At 57.1% G+C, this 15,643-nt stretch carries 16 protein-coding genes and 1 riboswitch; of the genes, 12 read left to right on the top strand and 4 right to left on the bottom strand.

Annotated features, from left to right (window positions below):
* Position 1: 1 nt before the first annotated feature.
* Positions 2 to 1,231, bottom strand: coding sequence for a beta-ketoacyl-ACP synthase I (gene fabB, locus ACR0JI_RS15030; RefSeq protein ID WP_480494869.1), 1,230 nt, complete (start codon positions 1,229 to 1,231; stop codon positions 2 to 4).
* A 31-nt stretch (positions 1,232 to 1,262) separates the two neighbouring features.
* Positions 1,263 to 1,772: a bifunctional 3-hydroxydecanoyl-ACP dehydratase/trans-2-decenoyl-ACP isomerase gene (gene fabA, locus ACR0JI_RS15025; RefSeq protein ID WP_480494867.1), complete on the bottom strand. Its 510-nt coding sequence runs from the start codon at positions 1,770 to 1,772 to the stop codon at positions 1,263 to 1,265.
* Positions 1,773 to 1,960: 188 nt separating this feature from the next.
* On the opposite strand from fabA, the gene irrA reads away from it, so the two are divergent.
* Positions 1,961 to 2,377: an iron response transcriptional regulator IrrA gene (irrA, locus tag ACR0JI_RS15020; RefSeq protein WP_267366106.1), complete on the top strand. Its 417-nt coding sequence runs from the start codon at positions 1,961 to 1,963 to the stop codon at positions 2,375 to 2,377.
* Here irrA and ACR0JI_RS15015 read toward each other — a convergent pair.
* Positions 2,355 to 3,278 carry a LysR family transcriptional regulator gene (locus ACR0JI_RS15015; RefSeq protein ID WP_480494866.1) on the bottom strand — a complete coding sequence of 308 codons (924 nt, stop codon included), beginning with the start codon at positions 3,276 to 3,278 and terminating at the stop codon, positions 2,355 to 2,357. The genes irrA and ACR0JI_RS15015 overlap by 23 nt on opposite strands.
* Before the next feature lie 83 nt (positions 3,279 to 3,361).
* Here ACR0JI_RS15015 and ACR0JI_RS15010 point away from each other — a divergent pair, with 83 nt between their 5' ends.
* Positions 3,362 to 4,159, top strand: a complete 798-nt coding sequence (locus ACR0JI_RS15010) for a phytanoyl-CoA dioxygenase family protein (protein WP_480494864.1) — start codon at positions 3,362 to 3,364, stop codon at positions 4,157 to 4,159.
* A 6-nt stretch (positions 4,160 to 4,165) separates the two neighbouring features.
* On the opposite strand, the gene ACR0JI_RS15005 is transcribed toward ACR0JI_RS15010, so the two are convergent.
* Positions 4,166 to 5,029 (bottom strand): hypothetical protein, encoded by an 864-nt coding sequence (locus ACR0JI_RS15005; protein ID WP_480494862.1) that lies wholly within the window; start codon positions 5,027 to 5,029, stop codon positions 4,166 to 4,168.
* A 122-nt stretch (positions 5,030 to 5,151) separates the two neighbouring features.
* Here ACR0JI_RS15005 and miaB point away from each other — a divergent pair, with 122 nt between their 5' ends.
* From miaB to ACR0JI_RS14955, 10 genes are all read left to right on the top strand, one after another.
* Positions 5,152 to 6,471: a tRNA (N6-isopentenyl adenosine(37)-C2)-methylthiotransferase MiaB gene (miaB, locus tag ACR0JI_RS15000; RefSeq protein ID WP_480494860.1), complete on the top strand. Its 1,320-nt coding sequence runs from the start codon at positions 5,152 to 5,154 to the stop codon at positions 6,469 to 6,471.
* A gap of 172 nt (positions 6,472 to 6,643) precedes the next feature.
* Positions 6,644 to 7,408, top strand: a complete 765-nt coding sequence (locus ACR0JI_RS14995) for an outer membrane protein (protein WP_480494858.1) — start codon at positions 6,644 to 6,646, stop codon at positions 7,406 to 7,408.
* 136 nt (positions 7,409 to 7,544) lie between these two features.
* Positions 7,545 to 8,567: a PhoH family protein gene (locus tag ACR0JI_RS14990; protein ID WP_480494855.1), complete on the top strand. Its 1,023-nt coding sequence runs from the start codon at positions 7,545 to 7,547 to the stop codon at positions 8,565 to 8,567.
* A gap of 36 nt (positions 8,568 to 8,603) precedes the next feature.
* Positions 8,604 to 9,098 (top strand): rRNA maturation RNase YbeY, encoded by a 495-nt coding sequence (ybeY, locus tag ACR0JI_RS14985; RefSeq protein WP_480494853.1) that lies wholly within the window; start codon positions 8,604 to 8,606, stop codon positions 9,096 to 9,098.
* 35 nt (positions 9,099 to 9,133) lie between these two features.
* Positions 9,134 to 10,021, top strand: coding sequence for a hemolysin family protein (locus tag ACR0JI_RS14980; RefSeq protein WP_480476819.1), 888 nt, complete (start codon positions 9,134 to 9,136; stop codon positions 10,019 to 10,021).
* Complete coding sequence (lnt, locus tag ACR0JI_RS14975; RefSeq protein WP_480494851.1) at positions 10,018 to 11,532, top strand: apolipoprotein N-acyltransferase; 1,515 nt, start codon at positions 10,018 to 10,020, stop codon at positions 11,530 to 11,532. Before ACR0JI_RS14980 ends, lnt begins: the two co-directional genes overlap by 4 nt.
* A gap of 30 nt (positions 11,533 to 11,562) precedes the next feature.
* Positions 11,563 to 11,611, top strand: a riboswitch (SAM-SAH riboswitch).
* Positions 11,612 to 11,616: 5 nt separating this feature from the next.
* Positions 11,617 to 12,798, top strand: coding sequence for a methionine adenosyltransferase (metK, locus tag ACR0JI_RS14970; RefSeq protein WP_480473789.1), 1,182 nt, complete (start codon positions 11,617 to 11,619; stop codon positions 12,796 to 12,798).
* Between the two features lie 95 nt (positions 12,799 to 12,893).
* A complete protein-coding gene (gene trmB / locus ACR0JI_RS14965; RefSeq protein WP_480473788.1) occupies positions 12,894 to 13,604 on the top strand; it encodes a tRNA (guanosine(46)-N7)-methyltransferase TrmB in 711 nt (236 codons plus the stop codon).
* Between the two features lie 68 nt (positions 13,605 to 13,672).
* Complete coding sequence (aroA, locus tag ACR0JI_RS14960) at positions 13,673 to 15,019, top strand: 3-phosphoshikimate 1-carboxyvinyltransferase (protein ID WP_480473787.1); 1,347 nt, start codon at positions 13,673 to 13,675, stop codon at positions 15,017 to 15,019.
* Positions 15,016 to 15,633, top strand: a complete 618-nt coding sequence (locus ACR0JI_RS14955) for a (d)CMP kinase (protein ID WP_480494849.1) — start codon at positions 15,016 to 15,018, stop codon at positions 15,631 to 15,633. The genes aroA and ACR0JI_RS14955 overlap by 4 nt, the downstream gene beginning before the upstream one ends.
* Positions 15,634 to 15,643: the final 10 nt, after the last annotated feature.

Below are 15,643 nucleotides of genomic sequence, written 5' to 3'. Positions count from 1 at the left end.
TTCACCCGTTATACTTAGACAGAATCATGGACCCGTTAGTGCCGCCAAAGCCGAAGCTGTTGGTCATGACACTGTCCAGTCCTGCGTTTTCAACCACTTCAGTTGCAATTTCACCGGGCAAGATGCCTTGGGCGAGTGTGTCGACATTGATCGACGGCGTAATGAAATCATTGTCCAGCATGAGTAGGCAGAAGATCGCCTCAAGCGCTCCTGCCGCGCCTTGCGCGTGGCCAGTCATTGATTTGGTCGAGGAGATCGGTGGCACATTGCTTTCACCGAAGATGCGGCGCACAGCCTCTACTTCGCCAACGTCACCGACGGGGGTCGAGGTCCCATGTGCATTAATATAGCCGACCTTGCGACCTTCGGGCAGTGTTCCCAGCGCCAGCCGCATCGCGCGCTCGCCGCCTTCACCTGAAGGGGCCACCATATCGTGGCCATCCGAGGTGGCAGCATAGCCGGTGACTTCGGCATATATCTTTGCACCGCGGGCCAGAGCGTGCTCCAACTCTTCCAGAACGAGGATGCCGCCGCCACCGGAAATCACAAACCCGTCACGGTTTTCGTCAAACGCGCGCGAGGCTTTCTCGGGCGTGTCATTGTATTTCGACGACATCGCGCCCATCGCATCGAACAGACACGAAAGCGTCCAGTCCAGTTCTTCGCCGCCGCCAGCAAACATGACGTCCTGTTTGCCCAGCATGATCTGTTCGGCCGCGTTGCCGATGCAATGCAGCGAGGTCGAGCAGGCCGAGGTGATCGAATAGTTGATACCCTTGATCTTGAATGCGGTCGCCAGGTTTGCCGAGATTGTCGAGCACATACATTTTGGCACGGCGAACGGCCCTATCCGCTTGGTTGCACCGGTGCTCAGAACCGTCTGATGCGCGGTCAGCATCGCGCTTGTCGACGGGCCGCCGGATCCGGCCACCAAACCTGTGCGCGGGTTGACTACCTGGTCCTCGGTCAGACCGGAATCTGCAATGGCCTGAGACATGGCGATATGAGCGTAAGCCGCGCCCGGACCCATGAAGCGCAGGGTGCGTTTGTCTACGTGTTCAGCCACGTCAATCTTGAGCGTTCCCGCGATCTGACTGCGAAACCCGTGTTCTGCCATCTGTTCGCTGGCTTCGATCCCGGATTTACCTGCTTTGAGCGAGGCCAGAACCTCTTGGGCATTATTCCCGATCGAAGACACTACCCCCAGACCGGTGACGACTACTCGACGCATGTGCGCACTCCTTGTTTCGGGTCGGTCAGGCTCAGGCCTCGGACAGAACGACCTTCATATCTTTGACATCATAGATCATCTCGCCATCGGCTTCGACGATTCCATCTGCCACACCCATGGTCAGGCGACGTGTCTGAATCGCTTTTTTGAAATCGATTTTATACGTTAGCATCTTGCGGTCCGGACGAACCATACCGGTCAGTTTCACTTCGCCCACGCCAACGGCCATGCCGCGCCCTTGCCATCCACGCCAACCCAGGTTGAAACCGGTCAGCTGCCATAGACCATCAAGGCCCAGGCAACCCGGCATAATCGGGTTGCCTGGAAAATGGCAGTCAAAGAACCAAAGGTCAGGGATGATATCGAACTCGGCCAGCACATGGCCTTTGCCGTGCAGGCCACCATCATCCGAGATGTCGGTGATCCGGTCCATCATCAGCATTGGCGGGGCGGGCAATTGTGCATTGCCGGGGCCAAATAATTCGCCGCGGGCGCATTTCAGCAGATCGTCTTTGTCAAAACTGCTCGGGAACTGGGCCATTCTTGCCGCCTCTCCTGCCGTGGGTCCGTTCGTAATATCTGGCCTCGTCTAGCACCCGTTTGCAAGGTCCTGCAAGAGCAGCGGCCACATCATGTTGTGTATACCGCGTTCTTTGCGAATGAATTTCATTTGAAATTGCCAACCATGCGCTCCTATATATAATGGAAGTCACTATGGGTATTGGATCAATGACACCGCAGAGCGGCGATATAGCTACGGGTTGGCTGGTGAACGCTGGCCTGCGTCCGACGCGTCAGCGTGTGGCGTTGGCCGAGCTATTGGTGGGCGATGGCCGCCATCGTCACGTTACCGCCGAGAGCCTGTTTGAATCTGCCAAGGCGAATGGTGACGCTGTATCACTGGCGACGGTTTACAATACCCTGCGTGCGTTTTGCGACGCCGGCGTTCTGCAGGAAATCACTGTGGACGGGTCAAAAAGCTATTTCGACACGAACACGCATGATCACCCTCATTTTTATTGGGAAGACGAGGCACGCCTGAGTGATGCGCCATCGGACCAATTGGTGATCCAGCGCCTGCCCGAAGCGCCCGAAGGGGTCGAGATTGCCTCGGTTGACGTTGTCATTCGCCTGCGCAAAAAGTAGCGCCAAGACCACCTTTCAAACTCGCCAATAACAAACGTTCAACCTGATCAATGGTTGCGTCAGCGGGCCCTGTTCCGTGGCGCGCAAGAACAACGGATTCAGTTGCGTCCTGATCGCTGATCGGAACACTGACAAGACGTCTGTTGTCATAACTGACCGGGTTGAGCGGGCTGGTATAGCTGATCCCGATCCCTTCGCCATGGGCTGCAAGACTGCGCTGAATCTCGATCGATGCTGCCCTATGCGCGACAGTCGGGTGCAGACCGTTGCGCCGAAAGAGACTGAGGATGTGTTGTGCCGACCAGCCTTCTGTTGACAGGATCAACGGGTGAGCAGCCAAGTCAGCCAGTGAGACCGTGCCCGCTGTCGCCAATAGATGATCCGGGGGCATAAGGGCCTTTGGCCGACTGTCGAACAGTTTTGCTCGTGTGAACCCCGCATCCATTGTCAGCTCGTAAGTGATGGCAATATCGATCTGGCCATCAATCAATCTGTTCAGCAGCCCTTCAAAGGACGCAGCAAAGTAAGTGATAGCGATGTTTGGAAAAGCATCGCGCAAATGGTGCAGGGCGGGTGCCAGCAGGAAGGGGGCGAGGTCCGTAAAACACCCCAGTCTTAGACGTGTCGTGCCCGGCGACGGTGTTTCTGATGACTCGATTTGGGCTGCGTCTTTCAGAAGGGTCTCGGCCTGATCGATGAATTTTCTCCCCTGAGGCGTCAGCGCCATGGCCGAGCCTCGGCGGCGGATAAACAGCGGGTGTCCCAAATGTGCTTCGACACGCGTCAGGGCTGTGGACAGGGCCGGTTGCGATACATTCAGGTATTGTGCGGCTGCGGACAGGCTGCCGTGGCGCCCGACCGCGCAAACGTATTCGTACTGACGCAGTGAAATGTATAACATGAAGTTAATTATAACTTCGAAAGATATGATTTGAACAGAACACTCCTTCAACGCAAAAGATTGGAAAACGAATGGAGACCCGGATGCCTCACCCGCTTGTAACTCAAGAGATGATCACAACGTATCAGGATGATGGCGTCGTTCTGATCAAAGGGCTGTTTGCAGATTATGTGGATCAACTGCGCGACGGCATTGCCGCGAATATGGCAGAGCCTGGCCCGTATGCATCAGAAAACAAGAAAGAGGGTCAAACGGGTCTGTTCTTTGACGATTATTGCAACTGGACCCGCATCCCGCAGTTCCGCGAGGTGATCGAAAACTCGCCCGCGGCCGAGGTCGCAGCGGACCTGATGCAGTCGAAAAGTGTTCAGGTGTTTCACGACCACGTATTGGTAAAAGAGCCCGGGACATCCATGGCCACGCCCTGGCATCAGGATGGCCCATATTACTTCGTTGAGGGTCAGCAAACCATCAGCTTCTGGTCTCCGCTGGATCCGGTCAGGCAGGCGACGTTGCGCTGTGTCGCGGGCTCTCACCGGTGGGAGAAAGAGGTGCTGCCAACCCGCTGGGTTTCTGAGGAAGGTTTTTTCCCGGATGAAGGCCAGTACATCCCCGTGCCGGACCCGGATGCTGAGGGCATGAAGGTCGTCGAATTCGAAATGGACCCCGGTGACGCCGTTGCCTTCAATTATCGCACCCTTCACGGTGCGCGAGGAAACCACTCGGACAGCCGTCGCCGCGCCTTTTCTCTGCGGCTGGTCGGCGATGACGCGCGGTATGTAGAGCGTCCTGGCAGAACCTCTCCACCGTTTCCCGGCCATGACATGACGCCGGGGCAGCGTCTTCGTGAAGACTGGTTTCCGGTCCTGTTTCAGCGCTGAGGCGCTTCAGAACCATTGGCCTGATTCGATCAGACCCAGATCCAGCAGCTGCCGCGAGTGCCATTCAAAAGGCACGGAGTTGCGCCAGCTAAAACTTGGAATGTCAAAAGTCGACCCGGCATTTGTTTTGAGCGCCTTCGCGGCGCGGAAGGAACAGATAGCCGCGGTCACGTTGTGATGCCATGGGCAGGAATAGGTATTGTATTCCGGCTCATTGAACGTGTGGTCGGATTTCAGGATCAGGCCCTTTTGCGCCTTGAACAGGGCGATGCGGTCGATGCGACGGCGTTCATAGGGAATGTGATCCTCGAACCGCCAGCGCAAGCCACCTGACAGGTCCACCTGACGGTCCAGAGGTTGGCCATCAGGGTCGTGGCGTGATTGGGCATAGTAACCCGTTTTGTCGAACAAAGCCTGTTCGGGGGCGACACCGTTGGGAAAAGCGGTCAGGTCCTCGGCATAAAGGTCGATGACGTAGCTCAGCATCGCATTGCGGCGTTCTTCGCTGTGAAAGGCCAGCATTTCGCCAATGCTGCGCGTTTCGCAAAACGGAAAGAACAGGTATTCGGCGTTATAGCAGTAATACATCCAGATGCCGGGTGCGGCCTGAATTATTCTGTTCAGGGTATCGAAAACCACCGTTCGGGGAACGCATTTCAAGGTGACCCGATGCACCCGGTCGGTCAACGCGGGCTCTAGTCGGAACTCCTGAGGCATGAAGGCGATAACGGATTTGAACCTTAGCTTCAGATGGTGATGCAGAGTGCTTTCCAACTCGACCTCGTCCTCGGCAAAGACCATCGCAACGGGGCCTTGCGTCATTGCGGGCTGCCCCGCTTTCAGGAAATGGTCGAAGGAATCGTATTGCATCGGCTGTTTTCGGTTTTGTCTTGCTGGAAAGTTCCGCCAAATTCGGGTAATTGCGCCCGCATTGCAAGCGGCGTTCGAAGCAGATAGACGACGCCGGTCCAGCGAATGCAAAGGCCCGTCTCATGTCCGAACCGAAGAAGCTGTTTATCAAGACCTATGGCTGTCAGATGAATGTCTATGACAGCGAACGCATGTCCGAGGCGCTGGGCGGGCAGGGTTATGTTGAAACCCAGACCCCCGAAGATGCGGATATGATCCTGCTGAACACCTGCCACATCCGCGAGAAAGCGGCAGAGAAAGTGTATTCCGAACTGGGGCGCTTCAAGGGTCTGAAGGCCGAGAAGCCTGATTTGAAAATCGGCGTGGCGGGCTGTGTCGCTCAGGCTGAAGGCGAAGAGATCATGCGCCGCCAGCCGCTGGTTGATCTGGTGGTCGGTCCGCAAAGCTATCACCGCCTGCCCGAGATGGAGGCAAAGACCCGAGCGGGCGAAAAGGCGCTGGACACGGATTTCCCCGAAGAGGACAAGTTCGAAAAACTGAAAAACCGCCCCAAGGCCAAGCGCGGCCCGACGGCGTTTCTGACTGTTCAGGAGGGCTGTGATAAATTCTGCGCCTTCTGCGTGGTTCCTTATACGCGCGGTGCTGAAGTCAGCCGTCCAGCGGATCGCATCATCCGCGAAGCCAATGATCTGGTCGAGCGCGGGGTGCGCGAGATCACGTTGCTGGGCCAAAACGTCAACGCCTATCACGGTGCCGGGGCAAATGGTGACATGACACTTGCCGGCTTGATCTGGGAATTGAACAAGGTCGACGGGCTGGAACGCATCCGCTTTACGACCTCGCACCCGAACGACATGGCCGACGACCTGATCGAGGCGCATGGCACCTGTGACAAGCTGATGCCCTATCTACACTTGCCGGTTCAGTCGGGTTCGGACCGTATCCTCAAAAGGATGAACCGCAGCCATACGGCAGAAAGCTATCTGCGGCTGGTCGAACGCATTCGCGCGGTGCGGCCTGATATCGTGATGTCGGGGGACTTCATCGTTGGTTTTCCCGAAGAAACCGAAGATGATTTTCAGGCCACGATGGATTTGGTCGAAGAGGTCAAATACGGCTACGCCTATTCCTTCAAATACTCCACACGTCCGGGAACCCCAGCGGCTGAACGAGCCCAGGTTGATCCGGCAGTGTCAGATGAACGGTTGCAGCGGCTTCAGGCCTTGATCACGCGTCATCAGCGGGAAATTCAGGACGGTATGGTTGGACGCACAGTCCGCGTTCTTTTCGAAAAACCGGGTCGCCTGCCCGAACAGATGGTTGGAAAGTCCGAATACCTGCATTCGGTGCACGTAAAAGGACCAGAGATCGCCACGGGTGACTTGAGAGAGGTCCGGATCACTGCGTCGGGGGCGAATTCTCTGGCCGGTGAGTTGCTGTAGATCGGTGTATACACCTCCCGGACACCATAGTTGGTGTTTGTTTCCAAAATTTACCCTTGATTTATTGCTTGGAACTATGCTCCGAGAGGAGCCATGGTTTTCGGGGCGCAAGGATTTGCGCCTGCAAATCGGCAATATGCCGGTCCCGGAAAACGGGATGAGGGAGGTACGAGTGACGACTTTCAAGAGCTTTACGAGCCTGAGCAGGTTGAAAACGCTGACACTAACTACCGCTGTTACACTGATTGCCAGCGCATCCATTGCCGGTGATTTGAAAGGTGAGATAAGCGATCCGGAAGTGGTCAGCCCGAAAAGATTCAGCAGCGATGTCAGTGCTTTTTATCTGGGGCTTACTGGTGGTTATGGCGCTGGTGGGGACGATCGATTTGGCCTGACAACACCCGGCGGACAGTTTGATATCGGTGATCAGGATTTGTCGGGAGCATACGGGGGGGTCCGGGGCGGCTGGCGTGGCATTTTACCTGCAAGGGAAGGGCGCGACTATGTCTACGGCTTCGAAATCGGGTATGAATTCGGAGCTCTTGACGACACTGTCAGCAGGCGGATCGGCAGCGTCAATGTGCAGGGCGGAACAAAGATATCGGATGTTCTTGCAGTCCGATTTCGCAATGGTCTGACGAACCGCAGCGGACGAATTCTGTATTTTTTTAGCGTCGGATATCTGTGGGGCGATGTGGAAACAACCAACAGTATTGCATCGGCCACCTCGGTTCAGAATTTCCCGGTGTCAGATCGGCGGAACGGCTATTCGGCAAGCATAGGGGCCGAGCATAGGTTGTCCGACAATTGGTCGATTACGGGCGAATATGAATATGTCCAGTTCCAATCAAAAGACATCCAGTTCAGTTCTGGCTTCTCCACAAAGTCCACACCAAAATACAGCGGATTAAGATTCGGGCTGAATTACACCTTCTGATGTTCATCCAATCGGCAACCAATCACCGTTAAATCGGCTGTTATGACATCTCAGCATTTATTTTTTAAACTGTGGCTTGCGCCTACCAAGATTTGTTGTCTACGCTCGGGGTGAACAGCCAAGACAGGAGAGCGGATTGGCCATCGGTGCCCTGACCCCACCGCAAGATGAAATGCCCCAACACGAGGCGTTCGTAGAATTTCCCGACAACCGATTGCTGATTGACCTGTGCGGTGAATATGACCGCAATCTGGCTGAGATCGAAACCAAGCTTTCGGTCCAGATTGTACGCCGCGGCAATCAGCTTGTTGTGATGGGCGATGAAGATGCTCAGAAACAGGCGGTTGAGGTGCTTCAATCGCTTTACACTCGGCTTGAAGGTGGGCGCGAGGTTGAGGCCGCAGACGTCGATCGCGAGTTGCGGATGGGTGTTTCGGAACAGGGAACCGGTAGCCGCGATGGCGATCAGCTTGAGATGTTCAAGGGCGGTTCGGTCGAGATCAAAACCCGCAAGAAGTTGGTTGAACCGCGCACCGACGCCCAGAAAGCCTATGTCCAGTCACTGTTCAAGAATGAGCTGGCCTTTGGAATTGGTCCGGCGGGGACGGGTAAGACCTATCTGGCGGTGGCGGTCGGGGTTTCGATGTTCATCGGCGGGCATGTGGACCGAATCATCCTGAGCCGTCCGGCGGTCGAGGCGGGCGAAAAACTGGGCTATCTGCCGGGTGACATGAAGGACAAGGTCGACCCTTACATGCAGCCGCTTTATGACGCGCTGAACGATTTTCTGCCCGGAAAACAGTTGGCCAAGCTGATCGAAGAAAAACGAATCGAAATCGCTCCGCTGGCCTTTATGCGCGGTCGTACGCTGGCCAACGCATTTGTAGTTCTGGATGAAGCGCAAAACGCCACCACGATGCAGATGAAGATGTTCCTGACCCGTCTGGGCGAAGGAAGCCGCATGGTCATAACTGGCGACCGGTCACAGGTCGATTTGCCGCGTGGCGTTCAATCGGGCTTGGCGGATGCTGAGAGGTTGTTGAAAACAATCCCGAATATCAGCTTCAACTACTTCACCTCGAAAGACGTGGTGCGTCACCCGCTTGTCGCTGCGATCATCGAGGCGTATGAGGCCGATGCGGGCCGTGAAACCACGTGAACACATAGCCCGCTAACGAGGCTGTTGCGCGGTAAGATGACCCTGGAACTCATTTTCGAAGACGAAAGGTGGCAAGATCTTGAGGTCTTGTCACAAAAGGCGATTAACGCCGTTCTGACCCATTGCGGATTGGCCCCGGAGCAGTGCGAAGTCAGTATATTGGGATGCAACGATGCGCGGATTTCAGAACTGAACGCAGAATTTCGCGGTAAACCGACGCCCACCAATGTGCTGAGCTGGCCTGCGGAAGACCTAGCTCCGGATGAGCCAGGGCAATCACCACGCCTGCCAGAGCCGGATTTTACTGGCGAGATTGTTCTGGGCGATATTGCGATTTCCTATGACACCTGCGCCCGCGAGACGGCCGAGGCCAACAAGGCAATGAATGATCACGTGACCCATTTGCTTGTTCACGGAACGTTGCATTTGCTGGGTTATGATCACATTCGTGACCCCGATGCCACCTTGATGGAAGGGATTGAGGTCAAGATACTTGGCAAATTGGGTATTGATGACCCATATAAGGTATAATGTGGGTTCAAGACCCGATCAGTTGGAACAAGGTAATGGGCGATATAGAAGGCAGTTCTAGGGCGGCGCAAAGCGCGCAACCTCAGGACAGCAGTACTGAAACGGAAGAGAAAACCGGTCTGTTTTCTCGAATCCTCGAAGTGTTTTCGAGCGATGATACTCAACCGGACCAGACGGTGAACGGACAAAACGCGGCTGTGGCGCAGCCACGCGGGATGATTAACCTGCGCCGGATGCGCGTTGAGGATGTTGCCATCCCTACCGCTGAAATCGTCTCGGTACCTTCAACGATCACAAAAGATGAACTGGCGGATGTTTTCCGGAGCAGTGGTATGTCAAGGATTCCTGTCTATGAGGGAACCTTGGATACACCGCTTGGTTTTGTTCATCTCAAGGATTTTGCCCTGACCCACGGTTTCAACGGTGGCGGCAAAGAGTTTGATCTGACCTCGATGCTGCGGACGCTATTGTTCGTGCCGCCATCCATGCCAATCGGCGTCTTGTTGACCAAGATGCAAACCGAGCGGCGTCACATGGCATTGGTGATTGATGAATATGGCGGCGTTGATGGACTGCTCACGATCGAAGACCTGATCGAGCAGGTCGTCGGCGAAATCGCTGACGAGCACGATGCGGATGAAGACCAGCTTTGGGTGCAGGAAAAGCCCGGATGTTATGTGGTGCAGGCGCGTGTGCCGCTCGAAGATTTCGAGGCTGAGATTGGCCGGTCTCTGACCAGTCATGAAGACGTCGACGAAGAGGAAATCGATACTCTGGGCGGGCTTGTGTTTATGCTCTCCGGCCGCGTTCCGGCGCGGGGTGAAGTTGTCATTCATCCAGAAGGTCCGGAATTCGAAGTGATCGAAGCCGATCCACGCCGTATCAAACGGCTGCGCGTCATGCTGCCGGACGTTGCTGCATGACCCCAGTACGGGGCTGGCCATTATCATTGAGATTGTTGGTCGCTGCCGCCCTTGGCGGTGTAGGCGCGTTTGGTCAGGCGCCTCATCTGTATTGGGGCGCAACCGTTTTGGCTCTGGTCCTGATTGTGCCGATCTTCCTTGCCAGCGAAACCCGAGGCCGGGCGGCATGGGTCGGCTGGGCCTTCGCGACCGGCTATTTTGCCCATGCCCTTGGCTGGATCATTGAGCCGTTTCAGGTAGATGCTGAACGCCATGCCTGGATGGCCCCGTTTGCGTTGGTGTTCTTAGCGGGCGGACTGGCCTTGTTCTGGGCTGCCGCCTTTGGCCTGTCGCGCAGAATTGGTGCCACGCCAGTTCGTCAGGGCATATTACTGGTTGCAGTTTTGTCCCTGGCCGAAGTGGCGCGGGGATATGTGTTGACCGGCTTTCCATGGGCTGGGGTCGCGCAAATCTGGGTGGACACGCCAGTGGCGCAGATGCTGTCTCTGGTCGGGCCGTATGGGTTGAATGTGCTGACCTTTGCCGCAACATTCCTAATTGGCGCGGCATTGGTGCAGGACAAACCCTTGGACGGTTTGGTGCGGACCCTGAGTTTTACCGGCGTTATGGCAGCGATGGCGATTGCCTACGGGTCGACGCGACCCGTCGTTCAGGGTAGTTCGCATCTGGTTCGCGTGATCCAGCCGAATGCCCCTCAGCATCAAAAATGGGATCCGGCATATGCGCCTTTGTTTTTTGCGCGTCAGGTTGAGTATACTGCAGCCTCTCCTAGACCTGACCTGATTGTTTGGCCCGAGACCGCGGTTCCCGCATGGTTGGGCAGCGCACGACCGTTTCTGTCGACTATTGCGGATGCCGCGCAGGGTGCGCCGGTGATACTGGGGATTCAGCGCGCAGAAGGTCCGAGGATTTTCAACTCGCTGATCTATCTGGATGAAACCGGGCGTCTGGCAGGGGTGTATGACAAACACCATCTGGCGCCATTCGGCGAATATGTCCCCTTGGGTGATCTGATGGGGCGTTTCGGGATCAGTGGTCTGGCAACTACAACCGGGCACGGGTTCAGCGCGGGGCCGGGCCCTGCCCTGTTGGACCTCGGCAAGCTGGGAAAGGCGTTGCCACTGATTTGCTACGAAGCCGTCTTCCCGCAAGATGTGAACGGTGCGCCGGGTCGGGCTGATTTCTTGCTGCAAATCACAAATGACGCCTGGTTTGGAACACGGTCGGGACCGTTTCAACACCTGGTACAAGCCCGGATGAGGGCAATTGAGCAGGGCTTGCCGATGATCCGTTCGGCCAATACCGGTGTATCGGCCATGATTGACCCATTGGGTCGTTTGACTGCGTCGTTGGCTCTGGGTGAGGCTGGATATGTGGACGCCGTGCTGCCGCAACCACACCGTCGCACGGCTTATGCACGTATCGGAGACAGTCCGATCGTTGTTGTCTTACTGTTTATTCTGGCGATGGCGCTGTTTGGTACCCGCGGCAACCGGGCAATTAGAGATTGACCCCAACTTTGGGCAAGCGTATGCGTCTGTGGTCTGTCACAACGGCTTCCTGGCGTGGCGGAGAAACCTTAATGGAGCACATTTATGTCCCGACAGAACTATACCTTTACTTCGGAATCCGTTTCCGAAGGGCACCCGGATAAGGTCTGTGACCGTATCTCAGATGCTGTCCTTGATGCATTTCTGAATGAAGAGCCTGAGGCGCGCGTGGCCTGCGAAACCTTTGCCACGACCAACCGCATCGTTATCGGTGGCGAAGTTGGTCTGTCGGACAAGGACAAACTGCACGACTACATGGGCCACATCGAAGAGATCGCGCGCGAGTGCGTGAAAGATATCGGATATGAGCAGGACAAATTCCACCACGAAACCGTCGAGGTGACAAACCTTCTGCACGAACAATCCGCCCATATCGCGCAGGGTGTGGATGCCGCAGACAACAAGGACGAAGGCGCTGGCGACCAGGGCATCATGTTCGGCTTCGCGACAACCGAGACGCCTGCGCTTATGCCTGCACCGATCCAGTATTCGCATGCAATCCTGCGGCGTCTGGCCGAAGTGCGCAAGAACGGCACCGAGCCTGCACTGGGGCCGGATGCGAAATCTCAATTGTCGGTCGTTTATCAAGACGGCAAACCGGTTGGCGTCAGCTCGATCGTTCTGTCGACGCAGCATCTGGACGAGGCGCTGACGTCGGATGACATCCGCGCCATCGTTGAACCTTATATCCGTGAAACTCTGCCCGAAGGCTGGTTGTCGGCTGATACCGAATGGCACGTCAACCCGACCGGAAAATTCGTTATTGGCGGGCCGGATGGCGACGCTGGTCTGACCGGTCGTAAGATCATCGTGGATACCTATGGTGGCGCAGCCCCGCATGGTGGCGGCGCATTCTCGGGCAAAGACCCGACCAAGGTTGACCGTTCGGCGGCCTATGCCGCGCGCTATCTGGCGAAAAACGTTGTAGCCGCCGGTATGGCCGAGCGCTGCACCATTCAGTTGAGCTATGCCATTGGCGTATCGAAGCCGCTTTCGATCTATGCAGACACGCATGGCACGGGTCAGGTTGCAGATGCGGCGATCGAAAAAGCAGTTGGTGAGGTCATGGATCTGACACCCCGCGGCATTCGTCAGCACCTTCAGCTGAACAAGCCGATCTACCAGCGTACAGCGGCTTACGGTCACTTTGGCCGCGAACCGGATGCGGATGGCGGTTTTAGCTGGGAACGCACTGATCTGGTCGACGCGCTGAAATCCGCAGTTTGATCTGAAAAATCCAAAGCGCGCCTTCAGGGGCGCGCTTTTCTTTGGGGCGGTGCACGCCCTTGCAACGTACTCCACTGCGCAGTATGGCCACCGCCATGAGCACAGAGACCCCACAACGCCCGCGCAGAAACTTTTATGGCCGCTTCAAGGGCAAGACCCTGAAGCCCAGTCAAAAGACCTATCTGAACGAAGATCTGGCCGCCTTGTCACCCGGCGCCGTGGACTGGGCCTCGAATCCCGAACGCAAGCCGCTGGACCTGAACGATCTGTTCGGCGGCAAGCCGGTCTGGTTGGAAATTGGCTTCGGCGGTGGTGAGCATCTGGTGCACCAGGCGCAAAACAATCCTGACATTGGCATCATCGGGGCCGAGCCATACATCAACGGTGTTGCCATGCTGCTGGGCAGAATCCGTCAGGCAGGTGTTGAAAACCTTGCCGTGCACCCCGGCGATGTGCGCGATCTATTCGACGTGCTGCCAGAGGCCAGCATTTCGCGCGCGTTCCTTCTCTATCCCGACCCATGGCCCAAAACGCGGCATCATCGCCGTCGATTTGTAACCCAGGAACATCTTGAACCGCTGGCGAAAGTGCTGAAACCCGGGGCGATCTTCCGGGTTGCAACTGACATTCCCGATTATGTGCGTCAGACCTTGGAAGAGGTTCCGCGCGCCGGGTTTGAATGGCTGGCCGAACGCCCTTCTGACTGGCGCGAGCCGTGGGGCGACTGGATCTCCACGCGATACGAACAGAAGGCGCTGCGCGAGGGTCGGACACCTCACTACCTGACCTTCCGACGCAAAGGCTGATTGCCGCTGGACCAACGGGCGTCAATTCGCTAATCGGCTTGAGCACTGATAGCGCAAAAGGAGCCCTCATGTCCGGACACGGCACGCCCATCCCGATGACCTCGCATCCCTGCGGCCCGCTGACCGGCACGGCCGAGGTGCCCGGCGACAAGTCGATTTCGCACCGGTCGCTGATCCTTGGTGCTATGGCCGTGGGTGAAACCAGGATTTCGGGTTTGCTGGAGGGCGAAGACGTACTGGATACCGCAAAGGCGATGCGTGCCTTCGGCGCCGAGGTCACAGAGCACGGAAACGGGGAATGGACAGTGCACGGCGTGGGTGTCGGTGGCTTCGCCGAACCGGGTCAGGTGATCGACTGTGGCAACTCGGGAACCGGTGTGCGGCTGATCATGGGGGCGATGGCGACCTCTCCGATCACGGCGACCTTTACCGGTGATGTCAGTCTGAACAAACGCCCCATGGCGCGGGTGACTGACCCTCTGGCCCTGTTTGGGGCACAATCGGTTGGGCGATCCGGCGGGCGCTTGCCGATGACCATCGTCGGCGCTGCGGATCCGACCCCTGTGCGATACGAAGTTCCTGTGCCGTCGGCGCAGGTGAAATCCGCCGTACTTTTGGCGGGTCTGAATGCCCCCGGAAAGACCGTTGTGATCGAGAAAGAGGCTACACGTGACCATTCCGAACGGATGCTGGCTGGATTTGGTGCCGAAATCACGGTCGAGGATACCGACGAGGGCCGTGTTATCACTCTGACCGGTCGCCCGGAGCTGAAGCCACAGGTCATCGCTGTACCGCGCGATCCGTCCAGCGCGGCTTTTCCGGTTTGCGCGGCATTGATCACACCTGGATCGGATGTTTTGGTTCCAGGGATCGGTTTGAACCCCACACGCGCGGGCCTTTTTACAACCTTGCGCGAGATGGGCGCTGATCTGACCTATGAAAACGAACGCGAAGAAGGGGGCGAGCCGGTTGCCGATTTGCGCGCCAAGTACTCGCCCAACATGAAAGGCATCGACGTTCCTTCCGAGCGTGCCGCCTCGATGATTGATGAATACCCGGTTCTGTCTGTGGTGGCTGCAAATGCCACAGGCACAACGATGATGGGCGGCGTGAAAGAGCTGCGCGTGAAGGAAAGCGACCGGATTGACGCCATGGCCCGTGGCCTGCGCGCCAACGGGGTGACAGTCGCTGAAGGCGACGACTGGTGGTCGGTTGAAGGGCTGGGCATCGGCAACGTTCCGGGCGGCGGCACCTGCGAAAGCTTTCTGGATCACCGCATTGCCATGTCGTTCATGGTGATGGGTATGGGGGCGCAGAATCCCGTAAGCGTGGATGATGGTGGCCCGATTGCAACGTCTTTCCCGATCTTTGAACCACTGATGGCGTCGCTGGGCGCAAAGGTACAGCGCACGTGAGTTTCACGGTTGCCATTGACGGACCAGCGGCTGCGGGCAAGGGCACGATATCCAAGGCTGTGGCGGCGCATTTCGGCTTTGCCCATCTGGACACGGGCTTGCTGTATCGCGCTGTCGGAAGGCGGACCCTGGAAGGGGTTGACGCGCTTGAGGCCGCACAGGCCCTGACAGCGGAAGAACTTGAACAAGGCGACCTGCGCACCGCCGAGATTGCGCAGGCAGCTTCCAAAGTGGCGGTTCTTCCAGAGGTTCGCGCAGCCTTGGCCGATTTTCAGCGCACATTTTCCCGCAGGGCAGGTGGGGCCGTTCTGGACGGTCGTGATATCGGCACGGTGATTTGTCCGGATGCCGAAGTGAAGCTGTTTGTAACAGCCAGTGCTGAAGTGCGCGCCGAGCGACGCTTCCTGGAGCTAAGTGCAAAAGGCGCTGACGTAACCCGTGAACAGGTTTTGGCGGACGTCAGAGAACGGGACGCGCGAGATGCTGAGCGCAGTACCGCTCCGATGAAACCGGCTGAGGATGCCGTGCGGTTGGACACCACTGATTTGAGTATCGAGGCGGCGTTGGCCAAAGCCCTTGAGGTGATCAACGCAAAACTGCCCGCGACGCGTTAACGCCGCGGGC

This window comes from Ruegeria sp. N10, from assembly GCF_056531545.1.
The sequence above is the reverse complement of the archived record's forward strand: the minus strand, read 5'-3'. Positions and strand labels throughout refer to the sequence as shown.

Excerpts from the sequence above, each read along its gene's own strand:
- trmB (WP_480473788.1), top strand. The coding sequence starts at position 12,894 with ATGAGCACAGAGACCCCACAACGCCCGCGCAGAAACTTTTATGGCCGC.
- aroA (WP_480473787.1), top strand. The coding sequence starts at position 13,673 with ATGTCCGGACACGGCACGCCCATCCCGATGACCTCGCATCCCTGCGGC.
- ACR0JI_RS15010 (WP_480494864.1), top strand. The coding sequence starts at position 3,362 with ATGCCTCACCCGCTTGTAACTCAAGAGATGATCACAACGTATCAGGAT.
- miaB (WP_480494860.1), top strand. The coding sequence starts at position 5,152 with ATGTCCGAACCGAAGAAGCTGTTTATCAAGACCTATGGCTGTCAGATG.
- fabB (WP_480494869.1), bottom strand. The coding sequence starts at position 1,231 with ATGCGTCGAGTAGTCGTCACCGGTCTGGGGGTAGTGTCTTCGATCGGG.
- metK (WP_480473789.1), top strand. The coding sequence starts at position 11,617 with ATGTCCCGACAGAACTATACCTTTACTTCGGAATCCGTTTCCGAAGGG.
- fabA (WP_480494867.1), bottom strand. The coding sequence starts at position 1,772 with ATGGCCCAGTTCCCGAGCAGTTTTGACAAAGACGATCTGCTGAAATGC.
- ACR0JI_RS15005 (WP_480494862.1), bottom strand. The coding sequence starts at position 5,029 with ATGCAATACGATTCCTTCGACCATTTCCTGAAAGCGGGGCAGCCCGCA.
- irrA (WP_267366106.1), top strand. The coding sequence starts at position 1,961 with ATGACACCGCAGAGCGGCGATATAGCTACGGGTTGGCTGGTGAACGCT.
- ACR0JI_RS14980 (WP_480476819.1), top strand. The coding sequence starts at position 9,134 with ATGGGCGATATAGAAGGCAGTTCTAGGGCGGCGCAAAGCGCGCAACCT.
- ACR0JI_RS15015 (WP_480494866.1), bottom strand. The coding sequence starts at position 3,278 with ATGTTATACATTTCACTGCGTCAGTACGAATACGTTTGCGCGGTCGGG.
- lnt (WP_480494851.1), top strand. The coding sequence starts at position 10,018 with ATGACCCCAGTACGGGGCTGGCCATTATCATTGAGATTGTTGGTCGCT.
- ybeY (WP_480494853.1), top strand. The coding sequence starts at position 8,604 with ATGACCCTGGAACTCATTTTCGAAGACGAAAGGTGGCAAGATCTTGAG.